Raw genomic sequence first — 24,539 nt, 5'->3', positions numbered from 1 at the left:
CTTCCATCCGGAGCGGTCGGTCGCGCAGGCCACCCGACCGGACCCGCCTGGCATCGAGGCAGCGTGCCTCGATGCCGCGGATCGAGAGAAGGAGAATCGCATGGCGACGTTCGTCCTCGTGCCCGGCGGTTGGCACGGCTCCTGGGCGTTCGAGGCGGTGGTTCCGCTGCTGGAGCGTGCCGGTCATGCCGTTCACGCCCTGACCCTGACCGGTCTGCGGCCGGGCGATGACAACGCGACGGTCGCGAGCGCCAACCTCGACACGCACGCCGACGACGTCCTGCGGCTCCTCGATCGCGCCCACATCACCAGCGCGACGCTCGTCGGCCACAGTTACGGCGGCATGGTGATCGCCGCAGCCGCCGATCGAGCCGACGGCCGGGTCTCGCGTCTGGTGCATCTCGACGCCTACGTACCGCGCGACGGCGAGTCGTGCTGGTCGTCGACGACAGACCGCTACCGGGAGGTGTTCGCTGCCGGCGCCGCGACCACCGGCTACGCCGTCCGACCGCCGGACGGCGGCGATCCCCGCCGCCGTCCCCATCCCCTGGCCTCGTTCTTGCAGACGATCCGGCTCACGGGCGCGCTCGCCCGGGTGCCCCGCCGGGAGTTCGTCTACTGCTCAGGATGGGAGGACCGGACGCCGTTCGCCGAACTCCGTACCCGACTGCAAGCCGATCCCAAGTGGCAGGTCCACGACCTCCCAACCGGCCACGACGCCATGCATGAGGCCCCGGAGGCGGTCGCTGCACTACTGCTCGACGAGTGCACCGAGGATGCCTCGACGCGCTGACGACGGGCCTACCGCTGAGGGTCGCGGATCGTCTTGACGTGTCGTCAGCAGCGAACCGGCCACCCAGGCAGGGGGTTTGATCGTCACCGGCCGCGATCAGGAACGGTGACGCCGTTTTTCGCTCTCCACCGCCGTTTCGCCGACATCCTGGCGGGCCGGCCGACCCCGATGTGGTTCGGGGGGATCCTCAGCGTCTTCCCCGGCGATGCAGGGAAGATGGTGATCAAGGACGACGACGACCACGTCTTCGGGCCGCTGCATCAGCGGGTGGTGGACGTCGGGGGCGGCCGGGGAGTTCACGATCGTCGAGTACGCCTACCTGCCCTCGCTGCTTGACGGGCCCGCCCTGTCCCCGATTCCCCCTTCGGCCCGGGCGCAGGTGTGCCCGGGCCGAGTGGACCCGTGCCGGCCGGCTGGCGCGATCACAACGTAGGCCACCCCGATGCCGGCCCCGTCTGGTTCGGCTTGATCGTGTGGAAGCCCGTGTCCTTCATGCCCAGCGGATCGAGGATGCGTTCGCGCAGGAAGGTCCCGAACGACTGGCCGGTGACCCTGGCCACGAGCACGCCGAGCACGCCGAGCACGTCGTGGCTAACGTTGCACAGTCGCGCTGTCCGGGCTGGTGGATCCGCGGGAGCGTGCCGAGGCGGCGCATCCATTCGTCAGGCTCGGGTGCAGGCAGCAACGAGGAGCCGCGTCGGCCCACGGAGGATGTCGACCGCCGGCGTTGCCGCAGGAGGCCCGAAGCCCATGAGCCGGCGGCGGTGACCCATTCCGCTCGGACCTCGCTTGACACTGACATATCGTTTTTCGATAACATCGAGAAACGATATGTCAGTGATGTTGGAAGGCGGGGACCATGAGCGGAACGTCCTGGTGGACGCGGGTGTCGGAGCACGTGCTGGAGCTGGCCCTGGGGGTGGCGCTGGTCGTGGTGGGGTTGTTCCGCGTCGTGATTCCGGTCGTGGGGGTGGTCGGCTCGTTGTGGCCGGTGGACGCGCGTGAGGTGCGGGTCGACGCGTCCGTGCAACTGCCCGGCGCCGCCGTGTCGCCCGGCGGGGTCTCGTCCGGGGTCGTGACGCTTCGGGGTTCCGACCACGTCGAGTTGGCCTTCGGTGACCCGGGTCTCGGGCAGCGCCTGTTCCTGGCGCTGCCCGGGATCGTGAGCGGTGTGCTGGTCGTCGTGATACTCGCGGTGCTGCTGCGGGTGGCCGGGACGTTCCGGGACGGCGACTTCTTCGTGCCGGAGAACACGCGGCGCCTCACCGTCGTCGCCGTCGTCCTCATGCTGATGGGGGTCGTCGTCCCGTTGCTGGAGATGATGACCACGAATCTCCTGGCCCGCGGGTTGCCGGTGGCGGAGGCGATTGCTCCCGCCAGGACCTATGAGGTCGAGCCGGTGTTCCTGGCGCTCCTCGTCGGCGCCGCGGCAGGGGCTTTCCGGGCCGGTACCCGCCTGCGCGCTGACACCGAGGGGTTGGTCTGATGCCGCCGGAGGAGCCGCACCAGATCGTGTGCCGGCTGGACCGTCTGCTGGACGAGCGCGGTATGACGCTGGCCGAACTGGCCGCACGCGTGGGCGTGACGGTTGCCAACCTCTCCATCCTGAAGAACGACCGCGCCAAGGCGATCCGTTTCAGCACGCTCAGCGCGATCTGCCGCGAGCTGGACTGCCAGCCCGGCGATCTGCTCACGTTCTCCCCGTGATCGCAGCCACCGGGGACGGGGACGCCCGTGGCCTGTCCGGCCAACAGCGCCGGTACTCGTTTGAGTACGGGTACTCAGGTGCCGGGCGGCGCGGGGCGCCTACCGTGACTGTTCGAAGAGAATCGGGGAGGGCCGGGGTGTTCGACAAGGGCTTGGCGAAGGGGTGCCTGGGCGCGGTGGTGGGCCTCGCCGGTATGCTCCTCGCCGTGTACGCGCTCAACGTGGGTGTGTGGTGGTACATCGGGCTCGACGACCCCTACGCGCCGAAGGCCGGGCCCGAGCGCGTCCGCCTCACCGCGGGCGAGTTCCGCGAGCGCAGCGAACAGGCGCTCCAGGACACGGTCGGCGGTCTCAGCCCTGGCCTGGTGCTGGTCGACACCGGCTACGTCGTCCAGCACGACGCGCCGCGTCCGAACGGCGATCCGAGCAAGCTGTCCCTCGTTGACCGGCAGCTCACCGCCCGTACCCGGATCCTCGCCAGCCACCGCCAGGAGCTGGCGGACGGCATCGCGGCCGAATGGCGCCGGCACGGCTACCGGCAGCAAGGCTGGATCTGGACTCCGTCCACGCCGGAGGAGGGCCCGGACTACCACTTCGACGCCGAATCTCCCGAGGGAGTCCGAGTCTTCGTCGCCCTCGCACCCGGGCCCGATCAGACTCTCACCCTCACCATGTCCATCCGCGGCGTCGGCGTCGAATACGCCCCGGACTCCGCCCGCCCCACCACGACCCTGGACCCGAATACCGACGACATCCACTGGTCGCACTGAGCCCAACAACGAACCGCGCCCCGGTTGCTCGATTTTCGCTGATGTAGCGATCTTCGAGTGAGGGTCAGGCGCCGGCGGCGGCCTAGGCGCGGGTGACGGCGAGGATTTCGGCCTTGCTGGGTTGACGTGCAGGGTTGGGCATATTGCGGGCGGCGATCATGACGCGGCGGCGGCTCCTCGACGGCGGGCAGGACGTGCTTATGGGCGTGCAGGCCCCCCACGTACCGGGTCAGCGGCAGCACCGCCTTGTCGTCGCCGAGGCGCTGCAGCACCGGGGCGCGCGGTCCGGTCGTGGCGGCGGGTGCGGTGCCGGCCAGCTCGTCCAGGGAGACGCCGTACTCCTTCGCCAGCTGCAGCAGCACCTCCAGGGTCGGCTTGCGCCGGCCGGTCTCGATCCGCGACAGCGTGCTCAGCGAGATGCCGGTCGCACAGCTGATGCCGGTGAGCGTGGCGCCGCGCTGCTCGCGCGCGGCCCGCAGCCGGGGGCCCATCGCCGCCAGCGTGTCGGCTATGCCGTCGTCCGCCATCCTCGCCCCGCTCCCTCCGGCCACGCCGCCCGACCCTGTCCTGCAAGTTTGCCGGATTGGCAAGACTGATCGCGTCGGGCGGCTGCCGCGCCGCATGATCGACGGGTACCCGCGTCCGCCCGTGAACCGAGGAGAAGCCCATGCACGCCGAGCCGTCCGCCCACCTTCGCCACCGCACCATCGAGGCGCCGGCCGGGCGCCTGCACCTGGTCGAACAAGGCACCGGCCCGCTGGTCCTGCTCGTCCACGGCTTTCCCGAGTCCTGGTACTCCTGGCGCAACCAGCTCCCGGCCCTCGCCGCGGCCGGGTACCGGGCGGTGGCGCTCGACGTGCGCGGCTACGGCCGCTCCTTCAAGCCAGCCGCGACGGACGCCTACCGGATGCTCGACCTGGTGGAGGACAACGTCGCCCTCGTGCGCGCCCTCGGCGAGGAGAGCGCGGTGATCGTCGGCCACGACTGGGGCTCCAACATCGCGGCCACCTCCGCCCTGATCCACCCCGAGATCTTTCGCGCCGTCGCCCTGCTGAGCGTCCCCTACACGCCGCCCGGTGGCCCCCGCCCCACCGACGTCTTCGGCCAGATCGGCGGCCCGGAGCAGGAGTTCTACGTCTCGTACTTCCAGGAGCCCGGCCGCGCCGAGGCGGAGATAGAGCCCGACGTCCGGGGCTGGCTCGCGGGCTTCTACGCGGCCCTGTCCGCCGACACCATGCCCGCCCAGGGCGAGCCCGACCCGCACTTCGTGACCCGCGACTCCGGCCGGCTGCGCGACCGCTTCCCCACCGGCAAGCTGCCCTTCTGGCTGGGCGAGGACGACCTCGACGTCTACGCCGGGGAGTTCGAGCGCACCGGCCTGACCGGGGCCCTCAACCGCTACCGCAACATGGACCGCGACTGGGAAGACCTCGCCCCCCACCGCGGAGCCTTGATCAAGCAGCCGTCGCTGTTCATCGGCGGCGCCCTGGACGCCTCCACGACCTGGATGGCCGACGCCATCGACGCCCACCCCGCCACCCTGCCCGCCCTGGCCGCCTCGCACGTCCTGGACGGCTGCGGGCACTGGATCCAGCAGGAGCGCCCCGAGGAGGTCAACCGCCTGCTGACCGCCTGGCTCGCCTCCCTCCAGGGCTGAACCAGGCAGGCTACCTGGGCAGCTTCGCGGTCCGTTCCGGGTGGGCCGCGCCGATGTAGCGCATGGCGGTTGACTCCGTGACGCCGAACCGCCTCATCAGCTTCAGCGGGTCGTCGCTCACGCTCGGCCTCGTCCCCCGGTCTGTCGCTGGCACGCGGTGGGAGCGCGTGGGCAGCCGGGCAGGTAGGCCAGATGCAAAGCCGCACCGCGCACGCGGTCGAGCGGGCCGTGCCCTTCGGCCTGGCTGCCTGCACGATCACCGTGCTCTGGTACGCGCTCCACGGCCACCACCCCGCCGACCTCGACGAGCGCCGCGAGCAGCAGCCCTGGTACACCACCAAGCGCGAGCCCGCCCTTGCCGACATGGTCGCCAAGCTTCGCCGCGTCATGATCGCCGCCCGCAATATGCCCAACCCTGCAGGCCGGCCCAGCGAAGCCGAAATCCTCGCCGTCACCCGCGCCTTGGCCGCTGCCGGCGCATGAACCTCATCCAAAGATCGCCACATCAGCGAAAGTCGAGCGGTTGGGGACGTGTCGGATATCTGACAATAAGGCCTCTGGCCTGCGACTTTCTTGGTGGCGGCGGCGCGTTGGCAGCGCTAGGGTCATGCCCGCCCGGGGACTTGACCTCGGCGTTCTACGTGAGGGTCACCGACTGATGTCCTGTCTGGTTTGTAGGGTGCGTCCGAGCCTGGGAGCGGACGGACAGTGCTTCGCCTGCGCCGGTGCGTACCGGTCACCGGCATCGCTGGGGACGGCAACCTCGATTCTGCTGGGGGTCAACGGCGCGCTCGCGCTCGCCGTGGCAGTGCTGGACATGTTCGACTACTCGTCGGTCGGGGCGCTGGCGGACGGCACGACCGACACGGCCGACGATTCCCTCGACACCATGCTCGCACTCTCAAACGCTCTGAACGTGCTCTCGGTGACCGTCCTGGTCGCGACGGCCGCCCTGTTCATCATCTGGCTCTACCGCGTGCGCGAGAACGCCGAGCTCTTTGCCCCGGGCACCCACCAGCACGGCAAGGGCTGGGTGATCGGCGCATGGTTCACGCCCATCGTGTGCCTCTGGTTCCCGTGGCGGATCACGGTGGACTGCTGGCAGGCCAGCGCGCCTGTCACCGGCCCCTACGGTGAGCGGCAGATTCTCTCCCAGGGCCTGCTGTCGTCCTGGTGGACGGCCTGGATCGGTGGGCTGATCCTCAATCGGATCACCGCGGCGTCCGTGGGCGCTGCCACCGTGGCGAGCGGAGACGTCGACGCCGACGTCGCGGCTGTTCAGACCTCGCTGGTGCTGGAGATTGCGGAGAGCGCCTTCACTCTCGCTGCTGCCGTCCTGGCGATCCTGGTCGTGCGCCGGCTGAGCGCCATGCAGGATGCCCGCGCCGGGCTGACCGCCCCCGTGCCAGCCGCGATGATGACGGCCTGAGAGCCCTGATACGGCCCTGGCACCTTGCAAAGCAAAGGGTCAGGGCTTGCGGCGTTGCTCGGGCTTGGCCCGGATGGACCTCGACAACGCGTGTCCGGACGGGCGGCACCGCACCAGCCCGGTCAGGCCCCGCTCGTGCGCAACCGCGGTCGCGCCTCCGTCGAGGTCGGTGGTGGTGACGACGTGGATGCCGGGCAGGAGTGCGGCAGCGCGTGCCCGGCCCCGTGCACCGAAGCGTCGACGAGGTCGACTGCCGCTTCCAGGTCGAGTACGTGAGTCTCGCAGCACCAGGTGCCGAGAGTTTCTCGTTCGCCACCGACGTCCCGGTGGCCCTGGCAGATCACCGGCTACCCGCCCGAACCGATATCCGCACACCGCCGGCGGCCAGCCGCCGGGCTACTGATCCCCGTCGGGGCGTGGGAACCGGCCCCGGCCGGATCGCTCCCGCTGGGCGCCGGCGTTGTCGGCGGGGCTCGGCGCAGTCCACGCGCGTGACCGAGAACCGCGAGCTTGACCGGCCCGGGCGGCATCCGATGCGGACCAGGACGCGTCGCCACGGTGCGGTCCCTGGTCCGGGCCGGCTGCTAGCCGAGCCAGGCCGGACCTCCCCGGGTCAGGAAGAGTACGAAAGGAACGGCGCCGAGCAGAGCTCCGATGGTTGTGCAGACCCGGCCGCCGGTTCTCCTGCCCGCGAGGAGCAGTAGGACGCCGGCTGGACTGATGGCGACGACAAACGGCAGCGGGATGAGGAGAAACGGGAGGGAGTATGCGATCTCGGTGCCGAACTGCAGCCAGCCGATGACAAGACAGGATCGGCGGAACCCCCTGGTGCCGGGCAACGGCAGGGGTAGCACGGTGACAGCGATGGCCAGGCAGCACAGAACGATGCTGCCCCCATTGGCACCCCGGTTCTTGGTCAGGTCCCCCGCTGCAAGTGGCAGCCACGAGGCGCCGGCCAGAGCTACGAGAGGCCATGGCCTGCGACGGGTGCGCCCTGGCAGCTGCGGTTCTGTCATGTCGTACCCCCTGGTGTGCCCGGTATTTTGAATGCGTTCAAAAATAGCGCCGTCTGCTTCCCTCAGGAAGCCCAGGGCGCCCGAACCCATCAAGGGAGCCTGCCCGTTGCGCGGTTGTACTGCCGCTCTGTCGTCCGGGGACGCGGCGCAGGTCACCAGGGTCGCCCGCTGTGGCGTCGGCCGAAGGGTCGGCCAGGTTCCGGAGCCGAGCCCGGCCAGCCGTGAGCCCGGGGAGATCGGCCGCCGGTGGACGCGCGCATCATGCCGCGTCGCAGTGGCCAGAGGGGGCGGGTCCGGACGGACGGGGAGCTGGGCGGCCGCTACTTCTGGTGGTCCGACGGCCTGATTCGTCCGGGACCCCGGCATCGACGACATGACTCAGGTGTTCGTCGGCCAACTTGACTCCGGTGACCTCGCCCAGGTTCTCCAGCGACTCGACGACGAGTGACCGCCGCCCCGGCTCCACTCCGAAACGATCAGTCAATTGGGCGACGTGGGTGGGACTACCCGCAAGGAAGCGCCGGGGCCAGGCCCTGTCCGGCGGATCTTCCCTGCGAATGCAACTGGTTCTCGTCGGAGCGCGTCTCGATGTTCGGTGACGTCAGAAGTCGCTGCCTGCCATGGTCGTACGAGGTCGAAACGTGTGGTCGAGAGGATCAGGAACCGTTCCGTGTCGGATGAGATGACAGTGCACCCTGTCCCCTGGCCTCCTGCCCCGATCAGCACCGAGCGGCTCGTGCTCCGCCAGTCCGAGGCCCGGGACCGTGCGGCGTTCATCGAGCTGTTCGCCTCGCCGGAGGTGGGCACCTACATTGGTGGCTCTCGACCACGCGATGAGCTCGAGAGCGCGGTGCCCGAGATGCCCGGGCGGAGGCCCGGCCTTTTCGTGATCGAGCTCGGCGGAGCGATGATCGGCACCATCGAGCTCAACCGGCGCGACTGGGAACATCGGAGTCAAGTCCGTCCGCATGCCGGGGAGGCCGAGCTCGGCTACCTGTTCCTGCCAGAGGCATGGGGACGCGGGTACGCCGCCGAGGCATGCGCGGCGGCGCTCGGCTGGTTCGCCGACGCGCTTCCCGGCGAGCCGGTGGTGCTCTGCACCCAGACCGCCAACGAACGCTCGATGCGCCTCGCGGCGAAGCTCGGGTTCACCGAGGTGCAACGGTTCGAGGAGTGGGGCGCCGAGCAGTGGTTCGGCGCGTGGTCCCCGGTCGCGCCGTCCGCTTGAGCCCGTGCTCGAGAGTGCGGATCCACCAGGCCACCGATCAGTCGTCGGCCTCGGCACGCCACTTGACCAGGTGGAGCACGTCGGAGGGGAAGCGAAGGACGGACGGGCGATGTCAGTCGCGCTGCGCGTGGTACCGGGAAGATCCACGGCGCCGGCGGGACAACAATCGAGACCGCCGCGCAGTGGACCCGCTCTCACGATTGCCGAGGCGTGCTCCGACTCGCCACCGTTCACCTCCGGGCGTCCGCCCGTGCGCGGCTCTCACGGGGTCCTGCGACTGGAGGGCGTGCCGTGCTCGGCGCCGTGGCAGGCGGTGGCACGATTCCGTGCTCTTCTCCGTGCTCCGCGCGGAGCGGTCCAGCGGCGAACTGATGCGAGAGCAACACGGTGATCGACCTGACGAGACCTCGGGGTCGCGGTCACCTTGCGGCTGACTGATCACGGATTGGGCCGGGGGCGGATCGAGGCCACGGTCACGGTGCCGTGGAAGCCGTAGGCACGCTTGTCGGAGCGCGTGACCACGGCTCGGGGGTTTTACGCCGTAGGAGGAGGAGCTTGCCGAAGGAAGCCGGTTGAGGTTTCAGCGGTCGGCTCGGGATACTCACGCGATGACCAACAACGCACCCTCCGAGGCGGCCGAACAGTGCTGGGACGGGCCCTGGTACCGGGTTCGTACGGACCGCTTCGAGGCGTCCTTCCTGCCCAGCGCCGGTGAAGACCTGGAGGCGGTGTGCAACATCGACGTCGAGGTCCGGTTGGCGGACGGATCGCGCTGGAGTGCGACCGTGTTCACCGTCTCCGAGGTCCAGCGGCTGATGGAGACGTGGTCCCGAAGTGGCGAAGCCCTGGGTGGCCGCTACTTCTGGTGTTCAGACGGTCTGATCGTCCGGGACCCGGGCATCGACAACATCACCCAGGTGATCACGGGCCTGCTCGACGAGGGCGACTTCGACCAGATCCTTCAACGGCTCGACGACGAGTGACCACCTCGGCCGGATTCTGAAACGATCAGTAGGGTTGTCCCCGCCCGCTCAGCCGGCTGGCCGGCCGCTGAGCGGGCGCGAGACGGGCGTGGCGGGTTCGCGGAGCACTCGAGTGCTCTGGCAAGTACGGACCATCGGTGCGCGGCTGCCGACCACCGAAGCCGACCAGTCGCAGAGAGCTGGCCGCCCCATGGCTACGTGGTGATCCGGTTCGGCCGGCGTGGGCGACCGGGGGCCGGGAGGCGGGACTTGGCGGCGTTGCGGATGCGCCGGGTGCGGCCGCCCTCGGCCAGTGTCTCCAGGGCGATCACGGCCGAGGACTTCTCTGCGGTGTGGAGCTGAAGCCAGTTGGAGCCGCCAGCAGGGTCGCGGCGTTCCACGGTTCGCCCAAGGTCATCGCCCGCAGCAAGGTCCACTCGCGCAGCCGCCGGGCGGAGAAGTCGTCCACCGCCACGGGGTCGGTCATCTCCTGGCACCAGGAGGGATAGCCAGGGTCCGTGAGTAGCTCTGCGGCCCGTCGGTCGAGCTACTCGCATACGGCGCTGTTCGCCATCCCCGAATCGGGGTCGGTGAGCACGCGAGTGACGAGGGCGGCTGCGTCCTCGGCGGACACCGTGCCGAATTCCCGGCGGTAGCGGGCAAACCGCACGTGCTCGTCCGGCTCCCAGCCCGGATCATCGGCTGAGACCACACCGCTCAAGGTCGCCGCCCATTCCCTTTCGGCCGCTGGGGCCCGGAAGTCTGCCACAGCCGTTGGTGGCTGAGCACCCAGCTCACGGCGGCCGGGGAAGCGCGGGTGGAGCTGGCCCCGCCCCGACGGCTGGCCAGGGTGTGGTTCACCGCGCCGCGCACCGGCGACGACGCGGCACCGGCGAGGACGCCGGACCGGCCCGGACAGGGGTCAACGCGAGAAGTCCGTTCAAGCGAAGAGGTGTTCGGCTTCCGGGCCGCTTCCGTACGTGACTCAAACCCGACGTCTGCGGCCGCGCGGCACCGGTGTCCTCTGTTCGTGACGGTGAGCTATCGGTCGATTGCCGCAGGCGTGCTGTCGGAGGGTTCCGCCACGGGGTGGACACTGCGCGACGGTGAGACCTGGTGCATGGTCACCCCTCCCCGTCACACCGCCGCGACCGACACGCTCCCGGCCTGGGACCGGTCCCTCCTCCTGGCGTAGGGCGCGAGGCCGGGGCCCCACCGGGCCGGGTCCCGGACTTCGGCGCCGGCCGGGGGCCCCGACTTCGCGCGCGACCTTGCCCCCGACTCCGCCGCCGACCCGCAGTCGCAGTGGGCGGACCAGCAGGTGAACCAGACCAACAACCCGAACCTGCTGGAGCACCTGCGCGCCGTCGAGGAGGACTTCGTCTGCGCCCTGCTGGCCGACTGACGCCGCCGGGCGGGACCTGCGCCGGATCCCCGGCGCGCGCCGCCCACCTGCATCCGCTCCCTTGTCACGACAGCGGAGCGCACCACCCCTCGGCCCTCAGACCACCGCCGCCGGGGGTGCGGCAGCCGGGACGACCGGCCCGGCCCCGTGGTCGGGCGGGTCACTCGATGGGGGTGCTCCGACGGGCGGTGGCGGCCCGGGTGGCGGAGGCTGACGTGGACGTGACCGCGTGTGGTGAGGGTGGTGTCCGGTGAGGGTGGTCGTTGATCTCAATCGTTGCCAGGGGTACGCGCAGTGCGCGTTCCTCGCGCCCGATGTCTTCAGGATGCACGGGGACGAGGCGCTGCTCTACGCCCCCCGGGCCGGGGCCGAACAGCGCGAGCGCATCGCACGGGCGGTCGCGGCGTGTCCGGTGCAGGCGATCGTCGTCGACGACCGGGACGAGGAGCAGCGCAGGTCCGTCGGTGGGACAGGTGTCGGCGGGGCGGAGGCCGGCGGCCACGGAGGTGGTCGGCGGTGAACGGTGACGGCTGGCTGGAGCGGCTCCGCCGCGAGGGACGCATTGTGATCGTGGGCGCCTCCCTCGCCGGGCTGCGGGCGGCGGAGACCTTGCGGGACAAGGGCTTCACGGGGCCGCTCACGCTGGTCGGCGACGAGCCCTACGGCCCGTACGACCGGCCGCCGCTGTCGAAGCAGGTGTTGCTGGGCGTGGCGTCCGCCGATTGCACCGCGCTGCCGCACCGGCGGGAGGTGGACGCGCACTGGCGGCTCGGCAACGCGGCGACCGGGCTGGACATGGCCACGCGGCGGGTGCGCCTGGCCGACGGCGACGAGCTGGAGTACGACCGGCTGCTGATCGCGACAGGGGTACGGGCCCGCCCCTGGCCGCAGCCGGATCAGGCCGCCCTGGACGGTGTGTTCGTGCTGCGCGGCCGCGACGACGCGGCCGCGCTGGAACGCCGGCTGGGAGCCGGCCCGCGCCGGGTGCTGGTGATCGGGGCGGGGTTCACCGGTTCCGAGATCGCCTCCGCATGCCGGGAACGCGGCCTGGCCGTCACCGTCGCCGAGCGCGGGGCCGCGCCGCTGGTGGGTGCGCTGGGCGGGGTGATCGGCGAGGTGGCCACGCAGATGCACCTCGACGCCGGGGTCGACCTGCGGTGCGGGGTCACCGTCACCGCCCTGGAGGGCGACGCGGCCGGCCGGGTCCGCTCGGCGGCCCTGTCGGACGGTTCGACGGTCGAGGCGGACGTCGTGATCGTCTCGCTCGGCGCGATCCGCAACACCGATTGGCTTGCCGGGTCGGGGCTGGGCGCCGGTCCGCGCGGGATCGCCTGCGACGCCGGCTGCCGGGCGTTCGACGTGCGCGGCATCGTCACCGACGACGTCTTCGTGGCCGGGGACGTGGCGCGCTCGCCGCACCCGTTGTTCGGTTACCAGTTCCTCTCCCTGGAGCACTGGGGCAACGCTGTCGCACAGGCGGAGGTCGCCGCGCACAACATGATCAACGCCGCCCCGCAGCGGCTGCCGCACCTGTGGGTGCCGGCCTTCTGGTCGTCCCAGTTCGGGGTGAACATCAAGTCGGTCGGGGTGCCGTCGATGGGGGAGGAGATCATGGTCACCCAGGGTTCACTCGCCGAACGCCGCTTCACGGCCGTGTACGGGCACCAGGGGCGGGTGATCGCCGCGGTCACCTTCGACCACGGACGCTGGCTTCCGTTCTACGAGGAGCTGATCCAACGCACCGCGCCCTTCCCGCCGCCGTTCGAGACCATGGACCGGCCTCACGGCGGCGGCGGCCCGCGCCCGGCCGGCTTCCCCGATCCGTCCGTGCCCTCGCACGGCCCCACGGTCACCGTCAGCGGCTACTCCCCGGCCGATCGGACCGTCACCTTCACCCCCGCGCGGGCCTGACCGTCGCCACCCGCCCGTCGCCCGTCGCCCGCCGTCCCCGTCCAGCCCTCCCGCGTCCGCCGTCCCGCCGCAGGCCGGCGAGCCGCGGGCCCTCCCGCGGACACCCCGCACCCGCACGACGGGCACGGTGCCCCACGAACCCGAGGACCGTCATGACCGACCTGACGTTGCTGCAGCAGATCACCGACTACTCCAACCGCCACGACCCGTACCCGTTGTATGCCCGGCTGCGGGAGAAGCCGGTCCACCACGACGAGAGCGGCCCGTACGTGATCGGCGGCTACCACGCGGTGCGCGCGCTGCTCCACGATCCGCGGATCAGCTCCGAGGCCCGCTACCGGGCCGTGCCCGACACGGCGGCGCCCGGGCAGGAGGAGGGCGACGCCGGCGGGGTGCTGCCACCGAACTTCCTGCGACTGGACCCGCCCGAGCACGACCGGCTGCGCGCCATCACCAACCGCCCGTTCGGCCCGCCGCACAGCCCCCACCGCATCGACGGCATGCACGGCGAGCTGGAGACGATCGTCACCGACCTCATCGACGCCCTGGACGGTGACGAGATAGACCTGGTCGACCAGTTCTCCTACCCGTTCCCCGTGACCGTGATCTGCCGCCTCCTGGGCATCCCCCGCGAGGACGAGAGCCGCTTCCACGGCTGGGCCGACACCCTCGTCGCCACCCTCGACCCACAACCCGGCCAGGACCTCACCGAACGCAACCGCATCGCCCAGCAGGCCCGCGTCGAGCTCGGCCTCTACCTGAACGCCCTCATCGAGGAACGCCGCAAGGCGCCCGGCGACGACATGCTCTCCCAACTCGCCACCGGACAGGGGCCCGAGGGCCGGCTGAGCGGCATGGAGGTGCTCAGCACCGCCGCACTCCTGCTCATCGCCGGCCACGAGACGACGGTCAACCTGATCACCAACGGCATGCTCACCCTGCTGCGCCACCCGGAGACCCTGGAGCGGCTGCGCGCCGACGCGCGGGTGGCGGTGCCGCTGGTGGAGGAGCTGCTGCGGTACGAGCCGCCGGTTCAGATGCTGCCCAGCCGCACACCGATCACCGATATCGAGGTCGCCGGCGTCACCATTCCCAAGGGGGCCTCGCTCTGGTTGATGCTGGCGGCCGGCAACCGCGACCCCGAGCGGTTCGCGGACCCGGACCGCTTCGACCCCGACCGGCCGGACAATCAGCACTTGGGCCTCGGCAGCGGCATCCACAGCTGCTTCGGCGCGCCGCTCGCCCGCCTGGAGGCACAGCTGGCACTGGCCGGACTCGCCCGCCGGCTGGAGCGGCCGCGCCTAGTGGAGGACCCGCCCCCGTACCGCACCAACGCGGTGCTGCGCGGGCCTCGCCACCTGCGGATCGCGATCGACGGCGTGCGGCGCTGAGACACCGGGCCCGCGCCCGCCACCGCGCAGCCCAGGGTGACACCGGCCGGTAACCACCCACGGGGGACCGGCGCGTGGAGCGACAACCAGCCGTCCGAGTACAACCAGCCGTCCGGCGACCGCATGAGGTTCCACGGCCGGAACGGCACTCTCGGCCGGACCCTCCCGGGCGGCTGCAGCACCGGCCCCGTCGCGCGCTGGGGCTGGGGGGCGCCGCCTGCTGCCGGACCGGCGCGGTGGCCCGGAGCCGTTCGTGGACCGGCATGCCGGCGAACCGTGGTGCCGAGTCGCGTTCCGCCGCGTTGGGTGCGGTCACAATCCACTTCGTGAATCTCTGTTGTACGGCCCGGGGACACGGCGTCGTTCCGCCGTCATCATGGTTGCCGAGAGGTTACTTACCGGTTGGTAACACTTCCGCCGGTGGATCACCAGACGTGTGTGGACGCTGACCTCACCGTCCATCGGACTCCCACGCCCTCACGCCCCCACGCCCCCACCCGTACCGGAGGACCGCCGTGCCCGCGCGAAAGGCCGCTCTGCCCCGTACCCGCCGTCTCCCTTGCGGGGGCGCCCGCGCCACCGGAACCGGACCGCCGGCCGAGGAATGACCGGGCGTCCTCGGTTCGGCTGACAACGCAGCCGGTGCCGGCACGTTCACGGGCCCGCACCCGACCACACGTCAGGCCCGGAGCGGGGCGCCTGCCGGACAGTCCCCACAGCCGCGTCCCTGAAAGGCTCCGCCCGGGCCCACGGCGGGCTGCCCCACCGACGCGGGCAACCCGTCCGGTGAGGCCGCCCTGCCGCCCTTCCGGGCCCTCATGCGGCTGCGCCGCCTGCCGGCGACCTCCAGCGCCGTGCCCCACCGCGGCCCAAGACCCCAACGCCCCACCCCGTACCAACGCCCCACCATCCGACCCACGAACCGGGGGAATCATGCGCACCGTCACGTCCCGACTCATGGCCGCCGCCGTCGTCGCCGCGATGGCCGTCACCGCCCTTCCGGCCGCCACGGCCGCAGCCGCCGCGCCGTCGGCCACCACGGCGAGCGACCCGTTCTACACCTACGACGGCAGCGAGCCCCTGGCCTCGTTCGCGCCGGGGACCGTGCTGAAGACACGGACGCTGCAGTACCACCTCGTGGGCCTGCCCACCCCGGTGAAGGCGATCCAACTGCTCTACCGCACCACCGACGCCCAGGGCCGTCCGGCCGCCAACGTCACCACGGTGGTGCGGAGTCTGACGGGCGACGGCAGCAGGGCGGTCTCCTACCAGTCGTTCTACGACTCCCTCGACCCGCGGGACAGCCCCTCCCGGGCCATCGCCGGCGACCTCACCCTGGGCGGCGCCATCGCGAACGCCGAAGCCGTCTTCCTGGCGCCGCTGCTGTTGCAGGGCTACAACCTCGTCATCCCGGACACCGAGGGACAGACCGCCGACTTCGCGGCCGGCCCGGAGTACGCGTTCACCACGCTGGACTCGATCCGCGCCGCGACCAGGTCTGCGGAGACCGGCATGGACTCCGACACCGCCATCGCCCTGATGGGTTACTCCGGCGGCGCCATCGCGACCAACTGGGCGGCCGCACTCGCACCGGGCTACGCCCCCGAGGTCAACAGCAAGCTGGTCGGCTTCGCCGAGGGCGGCCTGCTCGTGGACCCGGCGCACAACCTCAAGTACGTCGACGGCTCCCTCGTGTGGAGCGGTGTCATCCCCATGGCGGTCATCGGGGTCTCCCGTTCCTTCGGCATCGACCTCAAGCCGTACCTGAGTGACGACGGCCTGGCGGTGTACCGGGAGCTGGAGCACGGGTCGATCGTCGACGCCCTGGGCCACTACCCGGGTCTGACCTGGAGGAAGCTGGCGAAGCCGCAGTACGCCGACCCGAACTCGGTACCGCCCTTCCTCGAGGCGGTGAACAGGATCAACCTCGGCTCGGCCCCCACTCCGACCGTCCCCGGGTACGTCGCACAGGGCGACGGGGGTGTCCTGGAAGGGACCTTCAACAACTCCCCGGGTATCGGAACCGGTGACGGGGTCATGGTCGCCGGGGATGTCCGGGCGCTCGCCCGGCAGTACTGCGCCACCGGCAACGGCTCGATCAAGTACCAGCAGTTCGACCTGCTCAGCCACGTGGGCGTCCCCGTCGTCTGGGCGCCCGTCGCGATGGGCTGGCTCGCCGACCGGTTCGCGGGCCGGGCCGCTCCCTCCGACTGCGGTCGCATTCCCGTGGGGAGCTCGCTGGCCCCGGAGACGCCGGCACGGGCCTCCTGAACACCGCGCCGCCCGATGGCCCCGCCGTACCCGGATCCACGCCGTACCCGGATCCACGCGGCGGGGCCGCACGACGGGGGCCGGACCCTCGCCGGTGCGCCTGCGCCTGCGCGGGCACCGGCGGGAGGCGCGCCGTACGGTCCATGAGGCCGCGTGGAGATCAGACGTCCCTTTCGAGGGCGGTCGGCGAGAGTGCAGGACCGCTTCCCGGCTGGTTGTCGTAGCCGGCAGGAGGACGTTCAGCAGCCGCCCATGGGCGCCCCGGCTGCGGCGAGGACTTCGGTAGGGTCGGGGCAATGACGGGAAACCGAGACCGCCGGCCGAAGACCGACCAGGATCGTGGCATCGAGGACGTGACGCTCCTCATCCTGGAATGGCTGGGTGAGCAGGGCGTGAACGCCATGATCAGGGTGGACGCGGAGAGGGTGGCCGACAACGCGCCGGCCTGGACGTTCGCTGCCAGTGGGGGTCCCCTGGAGCATGGCATGCGCGTTGACGGGAGGACCGTGCAACAGTGCATGTCCGCCGCGCTGTCCAGGCTGCGCGAGGCGGGAGTGCCGGTTCCGTTCTGATCTTCGTTCGCCACTGATCTCGATCACGGAGCTGGTCTCCTCGCCGGTCCGGCCCTCGCGTTCGGCTCGGGCGGTGCGCGCGACGAGGTCGTGGCGGATCTCCTCGATACGGAAAGCGCTGGTCAGGGTCCGGCCGGTGCATCGGACATCGCGGCAGGCTTCTGCCGGCCGGACCGTCGGTCCGGCTTGCAGGAGTCGCCTCGGCCCGCTCCTTCGGGCCCGGGATCTCTGCTGCCGTGAGTGAGGGTGTTGACCCTCACGTGGCGTCAGGCTGCATAGTCGGTGCCGTGGACGATCACTGGACCGTGGGACGCGTGGCCGAGCTGGCCGGTGTGAGCGTTCGCACGCTGCATCACTATGACGAGATCGGGCTCGTTCGGCCGTCGGCGCGGACGGTGGCCGGGTACCGGGCGTACTCGGCGGGCGACGTGGAGCGGCTGCGGGAGGTGCTGGCCTATCGGCGGTTGGGCTTCGGCCTGCGGGAGGTCGCGGAGCTGGTCGGCGACCCGTCCACCGACGCGGTCGCGCACCTGCGTCGACTGCGCGGCCTGCTGCAGGAGCGGCGTGATCGCGCCGACGCCATGGTGGCGGCCATCGACAGGGAACTCGAGGCACGGGCGAAGGGACTGAGGGTGACACCGGAGGAGCAGTTGGAGATGCTCGGTGCACGGCTGTACGACGCGATCGGCGGCGCCTACACCGCGACGAGGCGCACCGAGCCGCGGATCGCCGCGCAGATCTGGGACGCGTTCGGCGACGCGCAGACGGTGCTGAACGTCGGGGCCGGCACCGGCTCCTACGAGCCGGCTGATCGCGACGTGACCGCGGTGGAGCCGTCGGCGGTCATGCGGGGGCAGCGGCCCGCCGGGTCGGCGCCGTGCGTGGCCGCCGCCGCGGAGAGCCTGCCGTTCGAGGACCATTCCTTCGACGTCGCGATGGCCGTCTCCACCGTTCACCACTGGGGGGACCCGGTAGCGGGGCTGCGCGAGATGCGGCGCGTGGCCCGTCGCGTGGTGGTGCTCACGTTCGACACCGACGAGCCCGGATGGCAGGACCGGTTCTGGCTCACCCGGGACTACCTGCCCGAGTTCGCCGCCGTCCTCGCCGAATTTCCCTCGCTTGCCGGGATGGCCGACGCGATCGGCGCCCGCGTCGAGCCGGTGCCCGTCCCGTGGGACTGCGCTGACGGCCTGTTCGAGGCGTACTGGCGCCGGCCGGGGGCGTATCTGGAGGACCACGTGCGCCGTGCGATATCGGTGTGGACGAGGGTCGGGCCGGAGGCCGAGCAGCGGGCGGTACGCAGCCTCAGCGACGACCTCGACTCCGGCCGGTGGGCCGAGCGCAACCGCGACCTCGCCGACCGCGACGCGGCAGATCTCGGCCTCCGCCTGCTCGTAGCCTGAACCGCGTCGCAGCGTCCGTGTCCTGGTGCTCCTGACGGCCCGCCGGTCAGTGCGGCGCTGAGCGGGCCTGGCGCTGTGGACAGGACGGAACGGGAGGGGACCGGGCGCCGGCCGGCGAGGTGGATCCGCTTGCGGAGTTCCGTCGCGGCCCATTCCAGGCGGATCGCCCTTCGGACCCGGCCGGACCGGACCCTTGGCTCGATCACTGCCGCGTCTTCCCGTCACCGGCCTCTGCGAAGCCCGGCCGAGCCGCGGGACTTGCTTCTCACCCTGCGGCTTCACCGCCGGGACGAAAGATTCTTCGGCGCTCTCCCCGGCGGGTGCCACGAATCCGGGGTTATCAGCCGAAAGATTTCCTGCGTGGTGGGGGAGCGGGCCGGCCTGCGGGGCGGGACGGCAGGCCCACGAGGTCCACGACCGGTTTCCGGCCGACCACGTGGAGGCGCCCCTGTGATGGGATGTCATGACAAACCGGCAGTACAACGGAGAGGCAGGAATGTCGCAGAAGACGGCCGTGAGCGAGGCACGGGTGCGGGGGCTGGTACTTGGGTCGGCGCTGGGAGACGCAGCCGGGGTGGCCCGGGGCCAGTGGCCGGCCGAGGGGCCGTTGCGGGTCGGTGTCAGTACCCAGCTGGCCGCGTTCACCATCGAGGGTGCGATCCGCGCCTCGATGCGGCTGAGCCACAAGGGCATCTGCCACGCGCCGTCCGTGGTGTGGCACGCGTACTGCCGATGGGCCTTCCTGCAGGGCATCGAGCCGGAACGGATCTCCGAGCGCTGGCCGGGCAGCAGCGACGGTCGGTGGCCGGACGGCTGGCTCGCTCAGGTGCCTGCCCTGAGTGAGCGCCGCGGCTCCGCGCCGTCCACCGTCGCGGCACTGACCGGGCTGACGAAGGGGACCCCGACGCAGCCTGTCTCCAACAGCCGAGGAGCCCACGCTGTCACCCGGAGCCTGCCCCTCGGACTGCTGTGGCACCTTTCCGGATCCGGCGACTGCGCCCCGGCGATCCGCGAGACGGCCGCGCTCACCCACGGCGCTCCGGACGTACAGGACGTGGCTCTCGGTGCGGCCGCACTCGTGTCCCACTGCCTGGCCGAGAGTGACCCCTTCCGGGCCTGGACTTCCTCCGGTCCGGGTGACGACCACCCGATCGACGCGCTGGTCCGCTCGCTGCCCGTGCTGAACTCGGCAAGCCCGGGCACGGTTCTGGACCTGCTGAAGGCGCCCGGCGGCGTCCCCGACCACGGGCAGCTTGCCTGGACGGCGCCGGACGCGACCGCCTCCTCGGCGCTCCTCGGCGCACTCTTCGTCGTCTCCCGCTTCCCCGGCCGCGACACCGTGGCCGCAGCCCTGCAGTTCGCGTCCGGGGCGCCGGACGGCACGTCGGTGGCGGCCACCGCCGGTGCGCTGCTCGGAGCCGCGCACGGCGTCGACGCGTTGCCTGTCGAGCTGCTGAGCCGGCTCGAACTCGCCTGGGTGCTCGACACCTTGGCCCGCGACCTGCTTCAGGAGCACGTCGACTCGCCCGGTGGCAGCGCTTACGTACCTGCCCGTGACCCGCACTGGTGGAACCGTTATCCCGGCTGGTGACAGCACGGGTGAGGTTCGGCTGTGAGTGGTCGAGAGGCGGCGCGCCGGTGCCGGTGATCGGGCGGCGGGTCCTGGTGGGCTCTTCCCCAGCGAGCGCCGGCTTGTAGGCCTGCGCACTGGCGGTACGGCGTCGAGCGGGGAGCCGTCGGCCTGGAGCCACTACGATGCGTGGCGTCGATGGGGCAGGACAGTGGGGGTGCGTGGCGTGGCTGGTTACGGCGGGCCCGGGTACGGGGATCCGGTGGGTGGCGCGGGCAGTCGGCCGCCGGCAGGGTGGCCCGGCCAGGGTTCCCCGGTCCCGCCGCCCAGGTCCGCGTACGCTCCGCCGGCGGGGTACCCGTACGCTCCGCAGGGTTATCCGTATGCTCCGTCCGCTTCTCCGCAGGGGTATCCGTACGCGCCGCCTTTCCCGCCTGCTTCGCCACCACCTGTCGAGCCGTCACGCGGCCGGAAGATCCTGCGCGGGGTCCGCAATCCGTTCTACGCCGCCCAGCGGACCTTCCGTCCTTCGCGTCCCGCGGTCGTGGACGATCCGGCGGTCCGCAGGCTCCAACTGTGGCGCACCGTGCTGGGCCTGGCCGCCTGGGTGGGCCTGATGGTCACCTACCACTCCGTCGTCAGTGCCGCCGACGTCAAGGCCGTTGCGGACGAGCGCCTCAACCAGAGCTGGTCCAGCGTCCTGGTGCTGGTCTGCACCTTCCCCGTGGTGGTGGGTGCGTTCGTGGCGGCCGCGCGGGGCGGGCTGCGGCGCGTCTACCTGCGTCGGGCCCTGCGCCCACTCGGTGCGGTGGTGGCCATCATGGCGTCCATGGGCACCGCGGCGCTCGCGATGGCGCCGGAGACGGCGGGGCTCCGGGAAGCCGTCGGGCTGCCGGGAACGATCGCCATCGGGGTGCTGTGCGTGTGGTCGATGGGTTTCGCCCTCTACGGCATCGGCCTGTCGCTCGTGCACGTTTTCCGTACCGCTGACATCCACGAGGTGCTGCCGCCGGTCCTTGCCGGCGTCCTGGTGTGGGAGATGGCGCTCCTGGACGTGATCACGGGCGCCTACCCCCAGGTTCCGGCGGGCGCCCGGGCGGTCTTCATCCTGGGCGCCCCCGTGACCGTCACGGCCCTGTCCTGGTGGGAGATGCGCCGGCTACGCCGCCACCACGGGCTGACGGTCCGTAACGCTCTGGGGCGCTGACCGCCCGGCCCGCCCCCCGCTTGCCGGAGATCACCGTGGCCCGGCCGGCCCCCGCCTGCGCGGGCAGGAACGGCCGCGAGCCCCCTCGTCTTCGCCGTCGGCGGCCGACCTCGCGGGTCATCAGGATCCGAGACTCTCCCCCCGCTCCCGCTCCTCGGATCGTAGGTCGGGGTGGTGGCTGGGGTGGGAGGGAACGAGGCCGGCCGGCCTCGCGACCACTGCACAGGCGGGCATGCACGTTCAAGCGTCGGTTTCCCGGTTGTTTGCCGGCCGCATTCAGCTGGGCTGGAAGAACGCCAGCATCTTCTTGGCGGCGTCCGGCGACGTCAGGATCTCCTGGACGTGCGCGGACTGCCGACCGGCGGCGCTTGTGCGGTCGAACATCTCGCGTTCGTATTCTTCGACGGCGGCGGGAAAGTCGTCCGGGTGCGCGGCCAGCGCGAGGCCGAGCAGCGCGCCGTCGAGCAGCGCCATGTTGGCGCCCTGCCCCACCGGCGGCATCAGGTGCGCGGCATCGCCGAGCAGCGTGACGCCCGGTGTCGACGGCCAGGTCAGGCCGACCGGGAGAGTGGTGATCGACCGTGGCAGGACGGCGTCGTCGCAGGCGGCGATCAGTGCGGTGAACCGTGAGTCCCAGCCGCTGAACAGGTCGATCAGCCGCACCCGGGCGGCGGCCGGGTCGTCGAACGGGATGCCGCTGGTGGCGAACCAGTCCTCGGCGGTGCTGAAGCTCAGGTAGAGGCGTACGCGGCCGTCGCCGTTGCGCTGCGCCGACAGGGATTGCCCGTCGCCGAGCACCCAGTAGTTGCCTCGTCCGACCATCGCCGCGAGGTCGGGGTGGGTGCGGTCGATGTCGGGGATGCCGAGCTCGACGACGTTCTGGCCGGTGTGCACCGGGCGGGCGTCGGTGAGAAGCGCGCGGACCCGGGAACCCGCACCGTCGGCGCCGACCAGCAGGTCACACGTCGCGCTGCCGCCGTCGGTGAAGTGCAGCAGGCCGCGGTCGGCGTGTTCGAACGCGTGCCCCCAGCGCACCGCGTGTTCGGGGAGAGAGTCCAGCAGCAGGGCGCGCAGATCGGCACGGTCGACCTCAGGTCGCTCGAGTGGGGCGTCGTCGGGCGTGTCCTCCTGGAGCAGCAGGGTGCCGTCCGGCTCGAGAAGTCGCAGGTCCTGGCCTTCGCGACGGGCAATCGCGTGGAACCGGTCGATCAGGCCGGCCTCGCGCAGCGCCCGCTGCCCGGTCCCGGAGTGCAGGTCGAGCATGCCGCCCTGACCGCGCGCGCCGCGGGACGGTTCGCGTTCGTACACGACGGCGTCGATGCCGTTCACGTGCAGCACGCGGGCGAGGGCCAGGCCGCCGAGGCCGGCTCCGATGATGGCGATGGTCATGGTTGCCTCTCTCCGATACGCCGTACTGACCGATACACTGTATCTCCCGATGCGATGTATTGTTAGCGGCATGTTGGTGTGGGAGAGGCCGGAGCCGCCGAATCGACCCGTGCCGGCCCCGCTGAACCGAGAGCGGATCGTGCGAGCGGCGATCCGGCTGGCCGACGCGGACGGCCTGGAGGCGGTGTCGCTGCGCAAGGTCGCCACCGCGTTGGGCGTCGGGCCGATGCGGCTGTACAGCTACATCGCCGGCAAGGAGGAGTTGCTCGACCTGATGGTCGACGCGGTCCACGCCGAGATCCGGCCGGTCGGAGACGGCTGGCGGGAGGTGCTGCGGTCCCTTGCCGAAACCACCCGGCAGGCCGCTCACGAGCACGAATGGCTCGCCGATCTGCTCGGTGGGCGTCCACAGCTCGGGCCGAACGCGCTGGCCAGGGGAGAGGCCGTGGTGGCCGCGCTGGGCGGCGTTGACGTGGACGCCATCATGCCGGTGGTCACCGCGGTCGACGCGTACGTGATCGGCGCGGTGCGCCGGGAGATCGCCGAGCGGCGTGCCGAGCGGGCCACCGGGATGGACGAGAAGCGCTGGCAGGCCTCACTCGGGCCCTATCTGGAGCGGACCTTCGCCACCGGCCGGTTCCCCGCGCTGGCCACGGTGGTGCGCGACGCCGCCCACCTGGACGCCGACCAGACCTTCCGGATCGGCCTCGACTTCCTGCTCGACGGCATCGAAGCCCGCACCTCCACCTGACGCGCCCGAAGGACAGGGCCGGTACCGCCCACAGCACCAGGTCGGCGCCGACGCGTCGAGACGACGTAACCTCACCGAAGGCTGAGCGAGGCGGTTCGCCGTCGGCGCCTGCCGGGCTCGCTCAGCCGGCCTGCGCGGGCCCGGGCCCGCGCCTTGCGATCGCGCCGGAGGCCGAGCCGTGCGCGGGGAGGCGCTCGGCGTCGGTCACTCGCACGGCCGTTTGCGGTCCGCGGCCAGCGATTCCGCCGCCGCGCGGGCGAGACCGCCGAAGAACTCCTCCAGGGCCTGCGGCACCTCGGGGCGCAGGCGGTAGTACGTGAAGCGGCCGTGCGGCTCCGGCTCCACGATTCCGGCCTCGCGCAGCACCCGCAGATGGTTGGACAGCGCGGTCTGCCGCGCACCCGTCTCCTCGATCAGGTGGTTGGTGCACAGGGCCGCCTGCGCGAGCAGCGTCACGATGCGCAGGCGAAGGGGCTCACCCAGCACTCGAATGAGGTCGCCCTGCGTCAGCGTCGCCTTGTCGGTCCCTGGTGTCAGCATGCCTCGATTATCACATATCACGCCATGCTGATACCACTATTGCTTGATATCACTGCAGCGTGATACGTTGCAGATGTTCCGGTCGCCCCACTCTCTCGGGATCGGTCGGATCCCCGCCGCGTGGCCCAGCAACGGCGCGGCGTGGTCCGGGCCGCAGCAGCCAGGCGGTCGGGCCCGACACCGCGGCCCCCGGCGGAGCCAACCGCCGCCGTGACCTATCAGGAGGAATCGCCTTGAGCACCCCCATCCGTGACGTGATCATCATCGGTTCCGGCCCGGCCGGCTACACCGCCGCGCTCTACACCGCCCGTGCCTCCCTCAAGCCGCTGGTCTTCGAGGGCGCCGTCACCGCCGGCGGCGCGCTGATGAACACCACCGAGGTGGAGAACTTCCCCGGCTTCCGGGACGGCATCATGGGCCCCGAGCTGATGGACAACATGCGGGCCCAGGCCGAGCGGTTCGGCGCCGAGCAGATCCCGGACGACATCGTCGCGGTCGACCTCACGGGTGACATCAAGACCGTCACCGACTCCGAGGGCAACGTCCACAAGGCCCGCGCCGTGATCG

The 24,539-nt window shown here is 71.5% G+C and carries 24 protein-coding genes and 1 pseudogene; 21 read left to right on the top strand and 4 right to left on the bottom strand.

Translation table 11 applies throughout. From position 1 onward, the window contains the following. Positions 1 to 100: 100 nt before the first annotated feature. Together ACZ5WK_RS12210 and ACZ5WK_RS12205 are read left to right on the top strand one after the other, a co-directional pair. Entirely contained in the window at positions 101 to 793 is a 693-nt protein-coding gene (locus ACZ5WK_RS12210) for an alpha/beta fold hydrolase (RefSeq protein ID WP_465547270.1), read from the top strand. Between the two features lie 105 nt (positions 794 to 898). After that, positions 899 to 1,129 carry a hypothetical protein gene (locus tag ACZ5WK_RS12205; RefSeq protein WP_465547269.1) on the top strand — a complete coding sequence of 77 codons (231 nt, stop codon included), beginning with the start codon at positions 899 to 901 and terminating at the stop codon, positions 1,127 to 1,129. Between the two features lie 137 nt (positions 1,130 to 1,266). On the opposite strand, the pseudogene ACZ5WK_RS12200 reads toward ACZ5WK_RS12205, so the two are convergent. Continuing rightward, positions 1,267 to 1,472 (bottom strand): annotated as a pseudogene (locus tag ACZ5WK_RS12200) (serine hydrolase); the annotation flags it as partial. Between the two features lie 219 nt (positions 1,473 to 1,691). On the opposite strand from ACZ5WK_RS12200, the gene ACZ5WK_RS12195 reads away from it, so the two are divergent. From ACZ5WK_RS12195 to ACZ5WK_RS12185, 3 genes are all read left to right on the top strand, one after another. Beyond that, the gene (locus ACZ5WK_RS12195) at positions 1,692 to 2,279 is read left to right on the top strand and encodes a DUF2975 domain-containing protein (RefSeq protein WP_465547268.1); all 588 of its coding nucleotides are present in this window, start codon (positions 1,692 to 1,694) and stop codon (positions 2,277 to 2,279) included. Then, positions 2,279 to 2,500, top strand: coding sequence for a helix-turn-helix domain-containing protein (locus ACZ5WK_RS12190; RefSeq protein WP_465547267.1), 222 nt, complete (start codon positions 2,279 to 2,281; stop codon positions 2,498 to 2,500). Before ACZ5WK_RS12195 ends, ACZ5WK_RS12190 begins: the two co-directional genes overlap by 1 nt. 137 nt (positions 2,501 to 2,637) lie before the next feature. Further along, positions 2,638 to 3,270 (top strand): hypothetical protein, encoded by a 633-nt coding sequence (locus ACZ5WK_RS12185; RefSeq protein WP_465547266.1) that lies wholly within the window; start codon positions 2,638 to 2,640, stop codon positions 3,268 to 3,270. On the opposite strand, the gene ACZ5WK_RS12180 is transcribed toward ACZ5WK_RS12185, so the two are convergent. Continuing rightward, positions 3,153 to 3,797, bottom strand: a complete 645-nt coding sequence (locus ACZ5WK_RS12180) for a helix-turn-helix domain-containing protein (protein ID WP_465547265.1) — start codon at positions 3,795 to 3,797, stop codon at positions 3,153 to 3,155. The two genes, ACZ5WK_RS12185 and ACZ5WK_RS12180, sit on opposite strands and share 118 nt — an antisense overlap. A 140-nt stretch (positions 3,798 to 3,937) precedes the next feature. Here ACZ5WK_RS12180 and ACZ5WK_RS12175 point away from each other — a divergent pair, with 140 nt between their 5' ends. From ACZ5WK_RS12175 to ACZ5WK_RS12110, 14 genes are all read left to right on the top strand, one after another. Next, positions 3,938 to 4,927: an alpha/beta fold hydrolase gene (locus tag ACZ5WK_RS12175; protein ID WP_465547264.1), complete on the top strand. Its 990-nt coding sequence runs from the start codon at positions 3,938 to 3,940 to the stop codon at positions 4,925 to 4,927. 192 nt (positions 4,928 to 5,119) lie between these two features. After that, a complete protein-coding gene (locus ACZ5WK_RS12170) occupies positions 5,120 to 5,410 on the top strand; it encodes a hypothetical protein (RefSeq protein WP_465547263.1) in 291 nt (96 codons plus the stop codon). A 196-nt stretch (positions 5,411 to 5,606) separates the two neighbouring features. Then, entirely contained in the window at positions 5,607 to 6,356 is a 750-nt protein-coding gene (locus ACZ5WK_RS12165) for a DUF4328 domain-containing protein (protein ID WP_465547262.1), read from the top strand. Positions 6,357 to 8,054: 1,698 nt separating this feature from the next. Further along, positions 8,055 to 8,600: a GNAT family N-acetyltransferase gene (locus tag ACZ5WK_RS12160; RefSeq protein ID WP_465547403.1), complete on the top strand. Its 546-nt coding sequence runs from the start codon at positions 8,055 to 8,057 to the stop codon at positions 8,598 to 8,600. Between the two features lie 608 nt (positions 8,601 to 9,208). After that, the gene (locus ACZ5WK_RS12155) at positions 9,209 to 9,583 is read left to right on the top strand and encodes a hypothetical protein (RefSeq protein ID WP_465547261.1); all 375 of its coding nucleotides are present in this window, start codon (positions 9,209 to 9,211) and stop codon (positions 9,581 to 9,583) included. A gap of 332 nt (positions 9,584 to 9,915) precedes the next feature. After that, complete coding sequence (locus ACZ5WK_RS12150; protein ID WP_465547260.1) at positions 9,916 to 10,071, top strand: hypothetical protein; 156 nt, start codon at positions 9,916 to 9,918, stop codon at positions 10,069 to 10,071. A gap of 1,146 nt (positions 10,072 to 11,217) precedes the next feature. Further along, positions 11,218 to 11,487: a ferredoxin gene (locus ACZ5WK_RS12145; RefSeq protein WP_465547259.1), complete on the top strand. Its 270-nt coding sequence runs from the start codon at positions 11,218 to 11,220 to the stop codon at positions 11,485 to 11,487. After that, the gene (locus ACZ5WK_RS12140) at positions 11,484 to 12,878 is read left to right on the top strand and encodes an NAD(P)/FAD-dependent oxidoreductase (protein ID WP_465547258.1); all 1,395 of its coding nucleotides are present in this window, start codon (positions 11,484 to 11,486) and stop codon (positions 12,876 to 12,878) included. The genes ACZ5WK_RS12145 and ACZ5WK_RS12140 overlap by 4 nt, the downstream gene beginning before the upstream one ends. 152 nt (positions 12,879 to 13,030) lie before the next feature. Further along, positions 13,031 to 14,269, top strand: coding sequence for a cytochrome P450 (locus tag ACZ5WK_RS12135; RefSeq protein ID WP_465547257.1), 1,239 nt, complete (start codon positions 13,031 to 13,033; stop codon positions 14,267 to 14,269). Between the two features lie 933 nt (positions 14,270 to 15,202). Further along, positions 15,203 to 16,540 carry a lipase family protein gene (locus ACZ5WK_RS12130; RefSeq protein WP_465547256.1) on the top strand — a complete coding sequence of 446 codons (1,338 nt, stop codon included), beginning with the start codon at positions 15,203 to 15,205 and terminating at the stop codon, positions 16,538 to 16,540. 296 nt (positions 16,541 to 16,836) lie between these two features. Then, a complete protein-coding gene (locus tag ACZ5WK_RS12125; protein ID WP_465547255.1) occupies positions 16,837 to 17,112 on the top strand; it encodes a hypothetical protein in 276 nt (91 codons plus the stop codon). Between the two features lie 305 nt (positions 17,113 to 17,417). Beyond that, positions 17,418 to 18,515: a MerR family transcriptional regulator gene (locus ACZ5WK_RS12120; protein ID WP_465547402.1), complete on the top strand. Its 1,098-nt coding sequence runs from the start codon at positions 17,418 to 17,420 to the stop codon at positions 18,513 to 18,515. 496 nt (positions 18,516 to 19,011) lie between these two features. Next, positions 19,012 to 20,106 (top strand): ADP-ribosylglycohydrolase family protein, encoded by a 1,095-nt coding sequence (locus ACZ5WK_RS12115; RefSeq protein WP_465547254.1) that lies wholly within the window; start codon positions 19,012 to 19,014, stop codon positions 20,104 to 20,106. A 523-nt stretch (positions 20,107 to 20,629) separates the two neighbouring features. Continuing rightward, positions 20,630 to 21,292 carry a hypothetical protein gene (locus tag ACZ5WK_RS12110; RefSeq protein WP_465547253.1) on the top strand — a complete coding sequence of 221 codons (663 nt, stop codon included), beginning with the start codon at positions 20,630 to 20,632 and terminating at the stop codon, positions 21,290 to 21,292. A 276-nt stretch (positions 21,293 to 21,568) separates the two neighbouring features. Here ACZ5WK_RS12110 and ACZ5WK_RS12105 read toward each other — a convergent pair whose 3' ends face one another. Beyond that, positions 21,569 to 22,681: an FAD-dependent oxidoreductase gene (locus tag ACZ5WK_RS12105; protein ID WP_465547252.1), complete on the bottom strand. Its 1,113-nt coding sequence runs from the start codon at positions 22,679 to 22,681 to the stop codon at positions 21,569 to 21,571. 70 nt (positions 22,682 to 22,751) lie between these two features. On the opposite strand from ACZ5WK_RS12105, the gene ACZ5WK_RS12100 reads away from it, so the two are divergent. Next, positions 22,752 to 23,432 (top strand): TetR/AcrR family transcriptional regulator, encoded by a 681-nt coding sequence (locus ACZ5WK_RS12100; RefSeq protein WP_465547251.1) that lies wholly within the window; start codon positions 22,752 to 22,754, stop codon positions 23,430 to 23,432. A 204-nt stretch (positions 23,433 to 23,636) separates the two neighbouring features. Here the strand turns inward: ACZ5WK_RS12100 and ACZ5WK_RS12095 are convergent, their stop codons facing one another. Beyond that, the gene (locus tag ACZ5WK_RS12095) at positions 23,637 to 23,972 is read right to left on the bottom strand and encodes an ArsR/SmtB family transcription factor (protein WP_465547250.1); all 336 of its coding nucleotides are present in this window, start codon (positions 23,970 to 23,972) and stop codon (positions 23,637 to 23,639) included. A 233-nt stretch (positions 23,973 to 24,205) separates the two neighbouring features. Here ACZ5WK_RS12095 and ACZ5WK_RS12090 point away from each other — a divergent pair. After that, positions 24,206 to 24,539, top strand: a 334-nt coding sequence (locus ACZ5WK_RS12090; protein WP_465547249.1) for an NAD(P)/FAD-dependent oxidoreductase, incomplete at its 3' end; no start/stop codon positions are given.

Source organism: Kitasatospora sp. NPDC032757, assembly GCF_055579305.1.
This window is presented reverse-complemented; position numbering and strand designations above follow the sequence as displayed.